Raw genomic sequence first — 16309 nt, 5'->3', positions numbered from 1 at the left:
ACGATGTGCATCTTGCCATCGGGTTTATCGAAGAACTAGCTTCTAAAGGCGTCGGTTTTCTAGCTCGTGCGGAGGCGGCCGGTGCTGATCGGTCGCAGGGTCCCCATGCAGGCGATGTTGAAGGATGAGCGATGACTTCTCCCGGGTCCGGATCCCGGTTACGGTCCGCCCCATTGCAGGGGTTTGCGCCCCTAGCGCTCCAGGTTATTGCGGTTATTGCCGTAATAGCGATGTTCGTGCTGGTGTGGGGGCCTCGCTCGGACGACAGTGACCTGCGGGGGCAGGAACTACACGGCATCGAGTACGCCAGTGCGCTGAACAAGCTGCTGCCGGCCGTCGTGGATGCCCAGTCCAACGCGGTGCAGGGCAAGCAGGTGGCCAAGGGGGGCTTCTCCGAGGGGCTCGACGCGGTGGCCGCGGCCGACGAGAAGTACGGGGCCGACTTCGGCACCTCGAACCGCTGGTCCGGCCTCCGCGCCCGGATCGAGACGCTGCCCGAGCAGGGCGCCGGAGACGCCGAGGGCGCTTTCCGCTCCTACGGCGAGGTCACCGACCTGCTCCTGGCGCTCTACGCGCAGGTCGCCCAGGCCTCGGGCCTGCGGCACGACGGCGACCGGGTCATCAACTTCATCCAGGACGCCGGGCTGGAGGAAATTCCCTCCGCGATCGTGTGGGCCGGTCGCTTCCAGGACCAGGCGTACATCTCGAAGGACCTGCCCGACCCGTCCCGCACCAGCGACGACGCGACGTTCAAGGCCCAGCAGGACCAGCTGAACGAGTCGCTCACCGCGATGGCGGTCAGCCGGCAGATCACCGGTGAGTCCGGCGCCGACGTCGCCGCCGACATGGCCTCGGCCGTGGACGCGTCCGGGAGCGGAACGTTCGACACCGACCTGCTGCAGAGCCTGGACGCGTTCCAGCGCGGTATCGAATCGGTCGCCCCGCCGGGCCAGGAGGCGATCACCGCCAAGCCCGACCCGAAGTCGGTGGCCTCGCTGCGCAGCTCGGCCCAGAACGCGGCCGGGTCGCTGAACCCGCTGCTGCTCGGTGAGCTCCGCTCCCAGGTGGAAGACCGGAAGTCGAGCTCGGACGCCGGCCGCCTGCTCGGGGCCGCCGTCGCCGCCATCGCGGTGCTCGCGCTCCTGGCCAGCATCCTGATGGGCCTGCTCGGCCGCCGCCGGTCGCGGCCGGTCGACGCGCCCTCGGACTACCGGGGCGCGCCGAACGAGCCCGTGGACTACCCCGCCTACCCCACGGGGGAGCCGATGGGTCCTGATTCGTACCTGAACAACCTGGACGCGGGACGCGACGCGAGGCGGGAGCGGATCGGTGTTCCTCGATAGGCTCCGCATCAGCGGGAAGCTCGTCCTCCTGGCGATCATCCCGCTGCTCGCGGTCACCGTTCTCGCGATCTCGGTCATCGCCGGCCGGGTCGGCGCGGCCGAGCAGGCCAACACGACCTCGGGCCGGATCCAGACCGCCGGTAAGGTCGCCGCCCTGGTCCGTGAGCTCCAGGCCGAGCGACTGCTGACGATCGGCTTCCTCAACCAGGTCTCCGACCGGTCGTCGGTCCTCCTGCAGGAGGCGACGGTCGACGACCAGATCGCCGACGTCAAGGCCGCGGTCGACGACGACTCGCCGAAGGCGCTGCGGAACGCCGTGAAGCAGCTCGACCAGCTGCGTGACCTGCGTACCGAGACGCTGGCCTTCGCGGTTCCGGTCAACACGTTCTCGCAGCTGATGACCGACCAGATCAACGCGTTGATCGACGGTACGAGCCTCTATCGCATCGCCGACTCGACGACCGCGATCGGTCGCCAGATCCTCGCCATGGACGCCGCCCTGCACCTGGGAGAGGCGAACTCGCTCAACCTGGCGACGCTGACCCAGCTCCTGGCGACGCCGAACGGCACGCTGCTGAGCAAGTACGTCAACGGGCTCGGTTCGGCGAACGACTACACCAACCGGTACTTCCAGTACGCGAACGCCGGCCAGGCCTCGCTGTACCGGCTGGTCCAGCAGGCGAACGCCGACCGTACGTCGACGAACCTGTCCCTGCTCGGTGACCAGACGAACCTGAACGTGGTTCAGAAGCTGCCGCTGCCGACGTACTTCCCGCGGTTCACGTCGTTCCTCGGTCAGACGCGGTACATCGAGACCACGCTGGTGTCGGACATCACCCAGGCCGCGAACGACCAGCGACGGGACGCGATCGCGGCCGCGGGCGGTATCGGGGCCGCGCTGATCCTGATCCTTCTCGTGGTCGCCGGCCTGACCGTCCTGGTCGGACGCCGGGTGTCGCAGCCACTGGTCGCACTGGCGTCCTCCGCGAACCGCATCGCCAGCGCCGTCGAGAACGAGCTCACCCGGGTCGCTGACGACGAGTCCGAAGTCTTCGAGCCCATCCGTCTGGACACGGTCAACACGACCGGTAAGGACGAGATCGGTGAGCTGGCCCGCGCGTTCGAGCAGGTGCAGAGCACGGCGTCGCGACTGGTCGAACGTCAGATCACCAGCCGCCGCAACGTTGCGACGATGTTCGGTCACATCGGTCGTCGTACGCAGAACCTGATCGGTCGTCAGCTGACGATGATCGACCGGTTGGAGCGGCAGGAGACCAACACCGAGCGGCTGGGCAACCTGTACCAGCTCGACCACCTCTCCAGCCGCCTCAACCGGAACGCGGGATCGCTGGTCGTTCTCTCCGGTTCGATGGCGACCGACCAGGGCGGCGGCTCGCCGATGCCGCTCGGCGACATCGTCCGGCTGGCCCTCGGTGAGATCGAGGACTACACCCGCGTCGACATCGAGATCCCGGACGACATCGTCGTCCAGCCGTCGGTCGTCTCCGACCTCACGCTGATCTTCGCCGAGCTGATGGAGAACGCGGCCGCGTACTCGCCGCCGCACACCCGGGTCACGGTCACGGCCGAGCCCACCCGGGCCGGGGCCCAGGTGCTCATCATCGACCACGGCATCGGCATGTCGGCCGAGCGAATGGCCGAAGAAAACGCCCGTCTCGCCCGTCGTGAGCGCCTCGACCTCGCGCCCACTGAGGTGCTCGGTCTGTTCGTGACCGGCCGCCTGGCCCGGCGGCACGGGATGGGCGTCGCGCTGGTGCCCACCCAGGGCGGTGGCGTCACCGCGGTGCTGGCCCTCAACGAGCCGCACCTGGTTCCGTCGGTCTACCAGGGCATCGCCGCGGTCGAAGAGCCGCCGCGCCCGGCGCTCCCGCCGGCCGCGGGGCAGCAGCCCGATGTGCTCCGCGTCCCGAACACCGCGGCCGGGGGTCCGTCGCCCTACGGCGAGCAGTCGCCGTGGAACGAGCCGTCGCCCTACGGCGAGCCCGCCTACGGTGAGCCTTCGCCGTATGGTGACCCGTCTCCCTACGCCGAGCCGTCGCCGTACGCGGCTCCGTCGCCGTACGCCGCTCCGGCGCCGTATGCCGCTCCGGAGCCCGCGCACTACGGTGCGCCCGCCCCGTCGCACTACGGCGAGCCGGCCCAGAACCTGCCGGTGGTGGCCTCGGCCGCCGGGTTCGACAGCATCGCGCTCGAGCGGGCGTCGAAGGCGATCTCGGCCGGCCCCTGGGATGCGTTCGCCGCGTCCGGGAGCGACGGGTCCGGCCACCGCGAGCCGGTCGAGGCCGAGCCCGTGGCGGCGAGCACCGCGCTCTACCGCAGCGAGTCGGCCCCGATCCCGTCCCAGGCCCCGCCCGCGGACGTCTCGTGGTGGGACGCGCCGCTGGGTGGCCGGGCTCCGGAGGAGCCGGTGGCGAGCCCGTCCGGCTTCCGCTCGCTGCCCCCGGCGGCCGCGCCGGCCCCGGCCCCGCAGGTGCCGGCCTACCAGCCGCCGGCCCCGCAGGCGCCCGCCTACCAGCCGCCGTCTCCCCAGCCGCCTCAGCGGCCCTCGGTCCCTCAGCCGTCGGCCCGGCCGGCTCAGCCCCAGTGGGCCGAGCCTGCGGCGCCGTCGCTGATCCCGACGTCGGTCCCGGCCGCGCCGGCCATGCCGTCGCGTCCGGTGAGCACCGGCGGTGGCGGCAACCTGCCGAAGCTCCAGCGACGGGTACCCGGTGCACAGTTGCCGTCCGGCATCTCGGCCAGGGACAAGCGTCAGGAGCCGGCGGCTCTGGGCGACGCCGGTGACCCGGCCGCCGCTCGGGCGCTGATCGAGGAGTTCGAGGCCGGTGTGCGTAACGCGCAGCGGACCGCGGACACCGGCCCGGTTCCCACGCTCCCGGCGATGAACGGTGGTCCCTCGTCGAACGGTGCCCCGCCGTCCGGTGGTCCGTCGTCGAACGGTGGCGGTCAGCCGTCCAACGGGGCCTACTCGTCGAACGGTGGCTTCACGAACGGTGGTCCGGCTCCGCTGCCGACCCGCCCGATCACGCCGCAGCCGCCCCTGGGCCAGCCCCCGGTCGGCTCCCCGCCGCTGCGTCAGCCGTCGATGGGCCAGCCGTCGATGGGCCAGCCGTCATCGGCGCAGCCCTCGTGGGGTCAGCCGACCCAGCCGATCCCGACGGCGTCCCGTCAGTCGCCGTCGCGTCCGGTGCCGGCCCAGCGTCCGGCGGCGGCGCCGGTGTCACCTCCGGTGGCGTCGGGTCCGTCCGTCGGCGGTCCGTCGATGTCCCAGCAAGGCCAGCGAACTCCCGGAGGACTTGTGCGACGCGTCCCCGGGGCGACCTTGAAGAGCTTCACCAACGGCCGGGGAAGTGTTTCGGCCGCAGCAACACCGGTGGCAGATCCGGATGCCGCCCGGGCGCTGATCGAGCAGATCGAAGCAGGCGTGTCCCGCGCTCTCAACAGGGTCGTCGTCGACGACCATCAGCACGAAGGATCCCCACGATGAACAGCTCCTACCGACCCAACGGCGGCGACCTGGCGACGGCAGGCCTCAGTGCCGAGGCGCAGACATTCAACTGGCTGCTGGACTCGTTCTGCACCGGCACAGCCGGAGTCGTGGAAGCCGTAGCGGTGTCGGCCGACGGTCTGCTGATGGCCAAGTCCGCGACGTCCGACCACGCGAACGCCGACCGCCTCGCCGCGGTCATCTCGGGCATGACGAGCCTCGCGGCGGGTGTGGCCGACACCTACACGCTGGGCGGCCTGAACAAGGTCATCGTGGACCTCACCGGCGGCTACCTGCTGGCGACCGCGATCAGCCGCGGATCGGTCCTCGGTGTCATCGCCGACCGGTCGGCGAACCTGGGCACGGTGGCCTACGAGATGACGCTGTTCGCGAGCCGCGCCGGTGCCGTGCTCACGCCGCAGCTGATCGTCGAGTTGAAGAACGCCGTTCAGTCATGAGGATCCTCGGCGGATCCGACGCAGACGAGCCGGCTTCCATCCGGCCCTACCTGCGGTCCTCGTCGCCGTCTTCAGCGGGTGACAAGGCCACCAACGTCGGATCTGAGGCATCTGCGCAGCTGCGTCCGTTCGTCCTGACCTCCGGCCGGGTCACCGCCGACCCGGAGATCGGACTCGAGACCCAGGTCACTGCCGGATCCCGCGGGGGACGCGTGCCGACGTCCCGGCTCTCGCCGGAGCTGCGCGCGATCGTGACCCTTTGCGTCCAGCCCATATCCGTCGCCGAGATCTCGGCGCGACTCAAGCTCCATCTCGGCGTGGTCAAGATCCTCGTCGGTGACCTACGCGCCACGGGTTACCTCGACGTCCACAACCACGACGTGAGCTCTCCCAACTCTCCCGAACTCATCCTGCGAGTGATCCGTGGACTCAGCGCCATTGTCTGACCGCACTGCCTCAGCAGCCGGCACCAAGCCACCGATCCCGGTAAAGATCGTCATCGCCGGGGGCTTCGGGGTCGGCAAAACGACGACGGTCGGAGCGATCTCCGACATCGCCCCGCTGACCACCGAGGCCGAGATGACCGAGGTGGCAGTCGGGATCGACATCCCTGGACAGCATTCGACCAAGACCACGACGACGGTCGCGATGGACTTCGGTTCGGTCGCGATCGACGCCGGCGTGAAGCTGTACCTGTTCGGCACGCCCGGCCAGGCCCGCTTCGGCTTCATGTGGGACGACCTGGCCAGAGGTGCCCTCGGCGCCCTGGTCGTGGTCGACAGCTCGCGGCTCGACGACTGCTACCCGGCCGTCGACTACTTCGAGCACACCGGCATCCCGTTCATCGTCGGCGTCAACGCGTTCGACGGGCTGCTAGCGCAGGACCTCGCCGCGGTCCGGTGGGCGCTCGCGATCGACGACCAGGTTCCGGTCGTCGCGTTCGACGCCCGCGACAAGCGGTCGGTGCGGGACACCCTGCTCGTGCTGCTCAACCGGGCGCTGCACAAGGCGATCGGCGAGCAGGTCGCCGCGACCTGACGTCCGGTAGACGAGGTGAGCCTCCCGGCGGCGCCCAGCCGCGGGGAGGCTCACTCGTTTGCCCACCAATTACTACTCATAGTCAGAAATTCGAGTGACCTAGCTCACTCAGGGTGAAGTCAATTCTGTTGCATCGATTTTCTTATTGCGACTTATGTCACCGGCGTCGGATTAGAAAAGACGAAGGGCCCCGCGGGAGGCGGGGCCCTTCGTCATGGGGGCAGTGGATCCGCTGATGAGGGGAAGGGTTCGCGGATCACTACGGTGGCTGCGAAGTCCGCGCGCCACCGTGCCGGGTAGGCGACGCGCGGACAGTCCACGAGGGCGGTACGAGCTGGAGGGTCCGGGCACCTCCAACCCGCACCAGCCTCAACCGGCGAGCACCGCGAACGGCCTCGTCGGAGCTGGTGAGGGGCTCGACCCGAGCTCAGGCGGTGGCCGGCCGGGCGCCGGACTCGTCGCCGAAGAGCTGGTCGAAGTAATCGGCCTGACGTTGGTGCCAGGCGGCTAAGCCTCTGAGTCGGGCTGCGTGAGCCCGATCAGTGCACAATCGAGCCGAGAGTTCGACCTTCCAGGCTGCCTCTCTATGTGCGCAGCCGCGAGCGGACTCGGTCCGTACTGGCTGTGAAGCAGGGGACACGTCTACCTCCCATCACGCAGGCTGTCGGTGGTTCGACTACCGAGCTACGTCGCGCACGTGCGTTATCCTCCTGCATCGGGCGGTGCATGTGCAAGGGCGTCTGCACGTGCATCTGCTCGGTTTTTTGGTTGGCGGCTGCGACCGACGGATTGGGGCGTCGTCCGCCGATCGTGCACCGGCGGCCACCGACGTCCCGCCGGCGATCCGAGAGAGGCGCACTATGCACCATGCGTACAACGGAATGCCTGCTGAACAGCTGGGCCAGGTGGCCTGGTTGAAAAGCAGCTTCAGCAACCCCAACGGCAACTGCGTCGAGTTCGCGCAGCTGCCCGACGGGCAGCTGGCGATGAGGAACTCCCGTCATCCCGAGGGCCCCGCCCTGATCTACACCCGGGATGAGATCGCTGCGCTCATCGCAGGAGCGCGTAGCGGTGACTTCGACCATCTGGTCGAACTCGCAGTGACGCAGTGACGCACTGCGGAGCGCGGTCGGGCGCGCTCCGCAAACGCCGAAGGCCGGCTCACGGAGGAGCCGGCGTCTCTACTTCTGTACGGCGAGGCTTCTACTCCGAGCGGGGAGTGAAATCCCGGCTGATCTCGAGGAAGCGCTCGCGGCTCCGGTCGGGGGAGTCCGCCTCGACGGCGAGGCGCTCCATCGACTCCAGATAGGTGTCGACGTCCTCGCGCTTCTCGAGGTACAGCGCGCTCGTCAGCTGTTCGATGTAGACGATGTCGGGCAGCGTCTGGTCGGGGAAGCGCAGCAGCGTGAACGCGCCGCCGGCGCCCGCGTGCCCGCCGTAGCCGAACGGGATGACCTGGAGCGTGACGTTGGCCCGCTCGGCCATCTTGGCCAGGTGCTCGAGCTGCCCGCGCATGATGTCGCGGCCACCGATCGGGCGGCGTAGCACGGCCTCGTCGATGATCGCCCAGAACCGCGGGGCGCTGGCCCGGGTCAGCAACCGCTGCCGCTCCATCCGGAGCTGGACCCGGCGGTCGATCTCTTCCTTCGGCGCGCTGCCGTTCGCCAGCAGGATCACCGCACGTGCGTAGTCCTCGGTCTGCAGTAGACCCGGGATGAACTGCACCTCGTACGTGCGGATCAGCGACGCCGCCGCCTCCAGCCCGACGTAGGCCTGGAACCAGTTGGGCAGGATGTCTCCGTACTTGTGCCACCAGCCGGGCTGGTTGGCCTCCCGGGCCAGCGAGAGCAGGGCCTCGCGCTCGGTCTCGTCGTGGACGCCGTAGAGGGTGAGAAGGTCGGAGACGTCGCGCTCCTTGAAGCCGACCCGTCCGAGCTCCATCCGGCTGATCTTCGATTCCGACGCGCGGATCGCGTACCCGGCGTCCTCGCGCGAGACGTTCCGTTCTTCGCGCAGCCGTCTCAGCTGGGACCCCAGCAGGATGCGCAGGACGGTGGGGCCAGCGCCAGGCTCAGCCGTGATCACCGTATCCAGCCCCTACTCCGCCTAGCGTGCGTTCGCCGAGCGGTGTCAACCCGGCGATGGTGCTCGTGTCCCGACCCGTTCAGTAATGACGGACGGGAGACTGCGCCCTGCGACGGACGCAGCACGGTTCGCCACGCTGCCAGAGCAATCGTGGCGTGACCCTCCGAAGGATGACATGTTCTTACGTGTCGCGCGTGCAATGAACGCACCTTGCCATGGACATTGGCAAAGTCATTCATGCGCAACTCGGTGGCTAAGCGGACGACTCGGGTAAGGCGGCGGGACTGCGCGTCCACGTTTCGCCTCCCCTTCGGTTGTCCGGTCATATGCAGCGCACGGATCGTAGTGGAGATCGTTCAACTCGTACCAGTGGACGAGTCGGACGTACCGCCCCGAGCGCAACCCCGTATCTCGTCAGAACGTGTTGACCAGCCGAAAGCGCTTCCTCGTCAACTGGGTGCGACTTTCGCCATACTCTGAGTCCGAGCGTCGGTCGATCGCATCTGGACGGTAACGGCGGCAATCGCACTACCGCGATGCGAGACGGGATATCGCATCCTGGATCGTGTTACTCGACCTTCGTAGCTCCGACTTCTGACGGAAACACGGCTCGCGCACTGTCGTAATCGACTTCCGCATGCCTCCCACCCGCAGAAACGGAGCCGAGCGTGACCCTGCAGCCGCGCCAAGGTCGCATCCACGGCGATCACTACCTCGAGACGACGCCGGAGACCGCACTCTGGGGTTTCCTTCCCAACCGCACGAGTTCGCCGGTGTTGAGCGTCGAGGACGGCGCGGTCGTCACGATCGACACCCTCAGCCACGAGGGCATCCTCGAGGACCAGGGCCGCGACCCGCTCGCCTACCTGGCCGGGTTCGGTGTGAAGGCCGACGACGTGCTCGAGGACTCGCGCGCCTTCGCCGCCTCGGACCTCGCCCACGACTACGACGACGGCCCGCACGTGGTCACCGGTCCGATCGCGGTGGCCGGCGCCGAGCCGGGTGACTTACTCAAGATCGACGTGCTGGACCTGGCGATCCGGGCCCCGTACGGGTTCATCAGCAACCGGCACGGCTACGGGGCGCTCCCGGGCGAGTTCCCGGAGGGCACGCTCCGCCGCGAGGGCGCGAGCGTCCTCGACCCGGACAGCTACGGCAGCAACATCCACTTCAGCGACGTCACCGAGAACGGCGGGGTGCTCTACGGCAACCTCCGCTTCGGTGAGAACGGGCGGGTGCGGTTCCCGCTGAAGCCGTTCCTCGGCCTGATGGGCGTCGCCCGCGACACCGACGAGGCTGTTCCCTCGGTCCCGCCGGGCGACCACGGCGGGAACATGGACGTGAACGAGCTGCAGGCCGGCTCGTCGCTCTACCTCCCGGTGCAGACCGCCGGGGCCTTGTTCTACGCCGGCGACCCGCACTACGCCCAGGGCGACGGCGAGGTGGCGCTCACCGCGCTGGAGGCGCCGCTGCGCGCGACGCTGCGCCTCACGGTGCTGAAGGACGACGTGGCCCGGGCCGCCGTCGGGCTGGTGAACGCTCCGTTCGTCGAGACCGCGACGCACTGGATCCCGGTCGGCATGGACCCCGACCTCGACGAGGCGATGAAGAAGGCCGTCCGCCGGGCGGTCTCGTTCCTCGAGCTGACCCAGGGCATGCCGCGGGCGACCGCGCTGGCCTACCTGAGCGCCGCCGGCGACTTCGAGGTGAGCCAGGTCGTCGACGCGGTGAAGGGTGTTCACTGTCTGATCCGCAAGGCGGACTTCGGCGCCTGAGGGCTCCGGTGTGCTCGTTCGGTCACGGTCGGCGAGAGTCCCGGGCGGCTGGCCCGGTGCCTGGGACCCTCCGTGACCGGGAGGTATGGTTCCCGCCATGGAGGGCGGCCGGGTCCGAGGGGACCCGCAGAGCGGGTCCAAGCCCCGTGCGGTCCCCGCTCCGGTGAACGCCCGCCCGGCCGCCGCGCGGCCCTTCGGCCCGGTCTCGCCCGCGGCCACGCCCGAGGAGTTCGAGCGTGAGCTGACCCGGTTCACGCTGTCCGGCGAGGGCTGGCCGCTGATCCTGCGTCGGCTGGCCGCGCACACCGGCCACGCCGCCTGGCTGTTCGACGTCCACGGCGAGCTGCTCGCCGGCTCGGCCGCCCCGACCGCGCCGACCGGGGACGCGCCGACCGTGCGGGCCTCCGACGTCGCCCAGGTGTTCGGGGCCGAGCGTCCGGTGCCGCTGACGATGTCCGACGGGCGTCCGGCCCGGGCCGCGTCGGTGCGGGCCGACCGGCGCCGGTTCGGGATCGTGCTGCTCGCCGAGCCGGTTCCGCCCGCCGTCGTTCCTTATCTCTTGGCGTCCACCACCGCGCTGGCGATCGAGGCGGTCCGGCGGGACGCGGCCGCCGAGGCCGGTACCGCGGCCGGCGCCGAGCTCGTCGACGAGCTGCGCTGCGGCACGCTGCGCCCGGCGGACGAGCTGACCCGCGCCGCCGCCCGCTTCGGCATGCGCCTGGACGCCCCGCACGCGGGCGTGGTCTTCGACTACGACGGCCCGCATCTGCGCGCCTGGTCGACCGCTCTGCCCCGCGCCGGGGTCACCGCGCTGCACGAGGGCCGCCGGGCCTGGGTCGTCGTGCCCGGGGACGACGCCGGCGAGCTGGAGCGCCTCCGCGACCGGGCCCAGGCCGTCGTGGGCGACGGCGTGGTGCGGGCCGCCTCCGGGCCCGTCGTCACCGGGGCCGACCACACGGCCCAGTCGTTCCGGGAAGCCGAGGTGCTGATCGCGCTGCTGATCCGCCGCGGGGAGCAGACCGTACTGCCGTACGCGTCGCTCGGGCTGGCCCAGCTCCTCGTCACGGTGCCGCCGGACCGGCTCCGGGAGTTCGTCGAGCGTCACATCGGGCCGCTGCTCCCGCGGGAGGACCTCGTCCGGACGCTGCGCGCCTGGCTCGCGTCCAGCGGGAGCCGCACGGCGGTGGCCGACGCGCTGCATCTGCACCGCAACTCGGTGGGGTACCGGGTCGGGCAGATCAAGGCGCTGCTCGGCGTCGATCCGCTCGATCCCGAGGCGATCGTGCTGCTCCAGGCCGCGCTGACGGCCCAGGAACTCCTGCTCGCGCTGGACGAACACGATCCCGTCGTCGGTGACTGGCGATCCGACCGCGCGAATACCCGGAAGACTCCCTGAAGGCCGACCTGTATGCCAGATTTCTGCGTGTGGCTAGTGTGCTCTGAATAACGGCGTGTGCTTACCCCGGGAAGGACCCCCACCCCCATGCGACTGACTACTCGCTTCTCCCGAGTGGCGGTGGCCGCGACCTGCCTCTTACTCGTTGCCGCCTCGTGCTCCAACCCAGAGGCCGATGACACCAGTTATGCCAACGTCGGTGCGGTCACCAGCAAGGGCACCGCACCCGGCCCGGACGTGAACGGCGACGGCAAGGTCGTCATCGGCGTTCTCAGCCCCGGAAACCTGAACGACCACGGTTACTACGAGAGCTTCGTCGCCAAGGCCGAGGCGTTCACCCAGCGCAAGGGCTGGACCCTGAAGAGGGTCGGTCTGGTCGACGTCAAGAAGCCGGGCGAGGCCCTGCGGCAGGCGCGGCTGCTCTGCCAGCAGAAGGTCGACCTGGTGGCGCTGGGCGCCGCCGAGCTCAAGGACGCGATCCCGGCCGCCTCCGAGCCGGTCTGCGCGAAGACGTCCTGGTACGTGCCGTCGAACCAGGACATCAAGATCAACTCGCGGATCACGATCTCGGCCGACTTCATCGACGAGACCCTGCTCGCGGCCGGGTACGCCACCGGCCTGCTGATGCAGAGCCGTAACTACACCAAGGTCGGGTACATCACCGGTCCGAAGCTCGACTTCTCGACCCGGGCGGCCCAGGGCTACATCGCCGGCATCCGCCGGCTGGTACCGGACGCCAAGCTCTACACGTCGTACACCGGCAGCTTCGACGACGGGAAGCTGGCCAAGGCGGCCGCCCAGAAGCAGATCAACGAGGGCGTCCAGGCGATGTACCCGTACCTGGGTGGCGCGACCGACGACGCGGCCCGGCTCGGCAACTCCAAGGACCTGATCCTGTCGACGCCCGGCACCAACCGGTGCGACTCGACCAACCCGCGGTTCGCGATCTCGGTCATCTTCGACCCGGGTGAGTACTTCGCCGCCGCGCTCGAGGACTTCTCCAACGGCAAGCTGGCGATGGGTGTCACCCGTAACTGGCACCTGGGGCAGGACACCGTTCCCACCGTGCGTCTCTGCAACGGCACCGACGCCCAGAACGCCCAGATGGCGCAGTTCATCGCGGACGTCGGTTCCGGCAAGATCGCCGCGACCCCGTACGTGAACCAGCACGGCCAGCTCGACGAGGACCTCGACCTGAGCTGACCCGAGGTACACCCAGCGCTGGGTCCCGCCGGCCGAGCCGGCGGGACCCTTGTGTTGCCGAAACGATATCGACGGGTGGCCGGGGATAGTCACGCGGGCGCAAGACTCGCGCAAGACGCCGTGAGCACATCGTTGGGCCAGTTTTCTCGTGCTCATCGCCGGACCCGCGAAAAGTCTGGGTTACCAGGCCCCGAGTTGGCGTTGACTCGTTGACAGGACTTCCTTCCGGAGGGCATCGTTCCCGCATCGCTGTTATGCAATGTGAATCGCTGCCTCGCAATGTGAGATGACTACACCGACAGGGAGGGACGCCATGCGTGCGATGGTGCAGACCGCCTTCGGTGGACCCGAGGCCCTGTCCGTCCAGGACGTGCCGGTTCCCCCGATCGGGCCGGACGAGGTCCTCATCGAGGTCGCAGCGGCCGCGGTCAACCGGATGGACCTGCTCCAGCTGACCGGCCCGGCGCTGCTGCCCGGCTTCTCGCTGCCGCACATCGCGGGCATGGACGTGGCCGGCACGGTCGTCGAGACCGGCGCGAACGTCTCCGGGCTGGCGCCCGGCGCCCGGGTGGTCGTCGACCCCACCCGCGGCTGCGACGACGACGCCTGCGTCTACTGCAGCGCCGGCGACTTCGGCTACTGCCCGAGCGTCCAGGTGACCGGGGGCAACCGGCCCGGCGGCTTCGCCGAGTACGTCGCGGTGCACGCGGCCCAGTGCCACCCGGTCCCGGACGAGGTCGCGCTCACCACCGCGGCGGCCCTGCCGAGCTCGTGGAGCACCGCCTACCACGCGCTGTTCCCGGTCGGCCGGCTCGCGGCCGGCGAGACGATCCTGATCCAGGCCGCGGCGAGCGCGGTCAGCCTGGCCGCCGTCCAGCTGGCCATGGACGCGGGCGCCAGGGTCGTCGCGGTCACCAGCAGTGACGCCAAGATCGACGCCCTGCGCGGGCTCGGCGTCGAGCACTGCGTGCCGCTGGGCGCCGACACCGCCTCCTACGTGCGTGAACTCACCGGCGGGCGGGGCGCGGAGATCGTCCTCGACCATGTCGGTCCGGCCACTTGGCCGGTGTCGATGAGCACTTTGGGTATCCGCGGACGTCTAGTGTTCATGGGACAGACCAGCGGGGACCAGGTCAGCTTCGGCCTGCCCGGCGCATACCACCGTGAGCTGGCCCTGCTCGGCTCCGGCGCCTACACGCCGGACGACTTCCGGCGGGCGCTGACCGCGTTCTGGTCCGGGAAGCTGACCGCCCCGATCGCCGCGGAGCTGCCGTTGACCGAGCTGGCGGCGGCGTTCGACCGCCTGACGGATCGGACCACGATCGGAAAGGTTCTGGTGACGCCGTGAGCACGCTCCTGATCGTCGGCGGGGACGTCGTCACGATGGCTCCCGGCCGCGAGGTCCTCACCGGTACGACGATCGCGGTCGTCGACGGCCGGATCGCGGCCCTGGGCACGGCGGAGACGCTGCGCGGCCGCTACCCGGGCGCGACCGAGCTCGACGCCACCGGCTGCGTCGTGACGCCGGGGATGATCAACGCCCACCAGCACACGACCGCCGACCCGCTGACCCGCAGCGGCATCCCGGACGACATCGACGCCCAGAGCGCGATCTTCGACTGGGCTGTGCCCCTGCACAACGCGCACACCGGCGGCGACGACGAGATCTCGGCGATGCTCACCGGCGCCGAGTCGCTGCGTCGTGGCGTCACCACGATCATCGAGCCCGGCACGGTCGCCCACCCGATGCGGGTGGCGGCCGGCCTCCGGAAGACCGGTATCCGGGCCCGGCTGAACGGCTGGGGCTGGGACACCGAAGGGCTCCCGTTCTCCGCCCCGGCGGCCGAGGTCCTGGCCCGCCAGGAGGAGATCGTCACCGAGCTCGGCACCACCGGCCGGATCGCCGCCTGGATCACGCTGCTCGGCCACGACCTGGTCTCGGACGCGCTGATGCAGGGGGCGGCCGAGCTCGCCGAGCGGCTCGACACCAGGATGACCTGGCACATCTCGCCGGGTCAGAACGACATCCCGGGCTACGCCGAGCGGTCGGGCAACCGCCCGGTGGTGCACATGCACAAGATCGGCGTCCTCGGGCCCCGGCTGCTGCTCGGCCACGCGGTGTGGCTGGACGACGACGAGGTGGACGCGATCGTCGAGACCGACACCGCGGTCGCGTCCAGCCCGGGCGCGTACCTGCGGCTCGGCCAGGGCTTCACCCGGGCCAACCGGCACGTGGCGTTGATCCGCCGGGGTGCCCGGATCGCGCTCGGCTGCGACTCGCACAACGCCAACGACGTCCCCGACATCCTGCGGGCGGCCATGCTGTTCACCGGCCTGTCGCTGGACCGGGGCGACGAGAACCCGGTGCACGCCCACGAGGCCCTGGCGCTGGCGACGATCGACGGGGCCAGGGCGATCGGCCTCGGCGAGGAGATCGGCTCGATCGAGGTCGGCAAGGCGGCCGACCTGGTCGTCTTCGACACCAGCGACCCGGTCTGGACGCCCCGCGGCGACGAAGCGCTGCAACTGGTCTGGGGCGCACCCAGCCACACCGTGCGCGACGTGGTGGTGGACGGCGAGATCGTCGTCCGCGACCAGGAGCTGCAGAACGTCGACTACGACGACCTGCGCCAGTGCGCCGCCGAGAACTCTCACCACCTGCTGCGCCGGACCGGGATCACCCCGTTCCGCCGCTGGCCGCGGATCGCCGCGGCCGACCTCGAGGCGACTTCGGGAGGGCCGGCCGCGCCCGGAGCAGAGCATCGCGCCGCCGGGAAGACAGGAGAGAGCGCATGCCCGTAATCAACCTGGACGGCCTGACCCCGGCCCAGAAGCAGGGGATGATCTCGCAGCTCGTCGTTCCGCGGCCGATCGCGATGATCTCGACGACCGACGCCGACGGGAACCTGAACGTGGCCCCGTTCAGCTACTTCATGCCGGTCTGCGGCGAGCCGCCGACGATCGCGGTCACGATCGGCACCGTCCGCGAGGCGACCCCGGAGCCCAAGGACACCTGGGTCAACCTCCAGCACTCGGGCGAGTTCGTCGTCAACCTCACGAGCGTCGCGCTCGCCGACCACATCGAAACGGCGGCCAAGGAGTTCCCGGCCGGTTTCAACGAGGCCGAGCACATCGGCTGGGAGACGATCCCGTCGCAGGTCGTCGCCCCGCCGTCACTGGCCGCCAGCCCCGCCCACATGGAATGCCGCGTGGTGGAAGTAATCGACCGTGGTGATCCCACGTCGTGCTTCTCCGGCGTCCACATCGTCCTCGCCGAGGTCGTGTGCATCGTCGCCGACGAGGCCATCCTGGCCGGTCCTAATCGGATCGACCCCACTAAGGTCTCCCCGGTCGGCCGGATGGGCTTTCCCTGGTTCGTCGCAGCCGCCGGCGAGGCTCTCTTCGAACAGGAACGCATCGCTTACTCCGCTTGACCCGTCATCGCCGCTCGGTGAAACCCCCCGTGAAACCGAACGGCACCGAATTGCAAGGCTCCACGCACCTCG

General features: G+C 69.9%; 13 protein-coding genes. 12 read left to right on the top strand and 1 reads right to left on the bottom strand.

The genetic code is table 11. The features are described 5' to 3' along the window. Positions 1 to 230 precede the first annotated feature (230 nt). From FL583_RS08395 to FL583_RS08370, 6 genes are all read left to right on the top strand, one after another. Positions 231 to 1343 (top strand): hypothetical protein, encoded by a 1113-nt coding sequence (locus FL583_RS08395; protein WP_142703951.1) that lies wholly within the window; start codon positions 231 to 233, stop codon positions 1341 to 1343. After that, positions 1330 to 4848 (top strand): nitrate- and nitrite sensing domain-containing protein, encoded by a 3519-nt coding sequence (locus FL583_RS08390; RefSeq protein ID WP_142703950.1) that lies wholly within the window; start codon positions 1330 to 1332, stop codon positions 4846 to 4848. The genes FL583_RS08395 and FL583_RS08390 overlap by 14 nt, the downstream gene beginning before the upstream one ends. Continuing rightward, the gene (locus tag FL583_RS08385) at positions 4845 to 5306 is read left to right on the top strand and encodes a roadblock/LC7 domain-containing protein (protein ID WP_142703949.1); all 462 of its coding nucleotides are present in this window, start codon (positions 4845 to 4847) and stop codon (positions 5304 to 5306) included. The genes FL583_RS08390 and FL583_RS08385 overlap by 4 nt, the downstream gene beginning before the upstream one ends. Further along, positions 5303 to 5752: a DUF742 domain-containing protein gene (locus FL583_RS08380; RefSeq protein WP_142703948.1), complete on the top strand. Its 450-nt coding sequence runs from the start codon at positions 5303 to 5305 to the stop codon at positions 5750 to 5752. The genes FL583_RS08385 and FL583_RS08380 overlap by 4 nt, the downstream gene beginning before the upstream one ends. Continuing rightward, a complete protein-coding gene (locus FL583_RS08375; protein WP_205751938.1) occupies positions 5745 to 6344 on the top strand; it encodes a GTP-binding protein in 600 nt (199 codons plus the stop codon). The genes FL583_RS08380 and FL583_RS08375 overlap by 8 nt, the downstream gene beginning before the upstream one ends. 860 nt (positions 6345 to 7204) lie before the next feature. Beyond that, positions 7205 to 7456 carry a DUF397 domain-containing protein gene (locus FL583_RS08370; RefSeq protein ID WP_142704033.1) on the top strand — a complete coding sequence of 84 codons (252 nt, stop codon included), beginning with the start codon at positions 7205 to 7207 and terminating at the stop codon, positions 7454 to 7456. Positions 7457 to 7547: 91 nt separating this feature from the next. Here the strand turns inward: FL583_RS08370 and FL583_RS08365 are convergent, their stop codons facing one another. Next, entirely contained in the window at positions 7548 to 8429 is an 882-nt protein-coding gene (locus FL583_RS08365) for a helix-turn-helix domain-containing protein (RefSeq protein ID WP_142703946.1), read from the bottom strand. 668 nt (positions 8430 to 9097) lie between these two features. On the opposite strand from FL583_RS08365, the gene FL583_RS08360 reads away from it, so the two are divergent. The 6 genes from FL583_RS08360 (at position 9098) to FL583_RS08335 (ending at position 16237) form a co-directional block, all read left to right on the top strand. Beyond that, positions 9098 to 10204 (top strand): acetamidase/formamidase family protein, encoded by a 1107-nt coding sequence (locus tag FL583_RS08360; RefSeq protein ID WP_142703945.1) that lies wholly within the window; start codon positions 9098 to 9100, stop codon positions 10202 to 10204. Positions 10205 to 10301: 97 nt separating this feature from the next. Next, positions 10302 to 11600 (top strand): PucR family transcriptional regulator, encoded by a 1299-nt coding sequence (locus FL583_RS08355; RefSeq protein WP_142703944.1) that lies wholly within the window; start codon positions 10302 to 10304, stop codon positions 11598 to 11600. An 87-nt stretch (positions 11601 to 11687) separates the two neighbouring features. Further along, positions 11688 to 12803: a BMP family ABC transporter substrate-binding protein gene (locus FL583_RS08350; protein WP_142703943.1), complete on the top strand. Its 1116-nt coding sequence runs from the start codon at positions 11688 to 11690 to the stop codon at positions 12801 to 12803. A gap of 313 nt (positions 12804 to 13116) precedes the next feature. After that, positions 13117 to 14151, top strand: a complete 1035-nt coding sequence (locus FL583_RS08345; RefSeq protein WP_142703942.1) for an alcohol dehydrogenase catalytic domain-containing protein — start codon at positions 13117 to 13119, stop codon at positions 14149 to 14151. Beyond that, complete coding sequence (locus FL583_RS08340; protein ID WP_205751937.1) at positions 14148 to 15605, top strand: amidohydrolase family protein; 1458 nt, start codon at positions 14148 to 14150, stop codon at positions 15603 to 15605. The genes FL583_RS08345 and FL583_RS08340 overlap by 4 nt, the downstream gene beginning before the upstream one ends. Further along, positions 15596 to 16237, top strand: coding sequence for a flavin reductase family protein (locus tag FL583_RS08335; protein ID WP_142703941.1), 642 nt, complete (start codon positions 15596 to 15598; stop codon positions 16235 to 16237). Before FL583_RS08340 ends, FL583_RS08335 begins: the two co-directional genes overlap by 10 nt. The last annotated feature ends 72 nt before the right edge of the window (positions 16238 to 16309 follow it).

It is taken from the genome of Cryptosporangium phraense (genome assembly GCF_006912135.1).
GTDB lineage: Bacteria > Actinomycetota > Actinomycetes > Mycobacteriales > Cryptosporangiaceae > Cryptosporangium > Cryptosporangium phraense.
The sequence above is the reverse complement of the archived record's forward strand: the minus strand, read 5'-3'. Positions and strand labels throughout refer to the sequence as shown.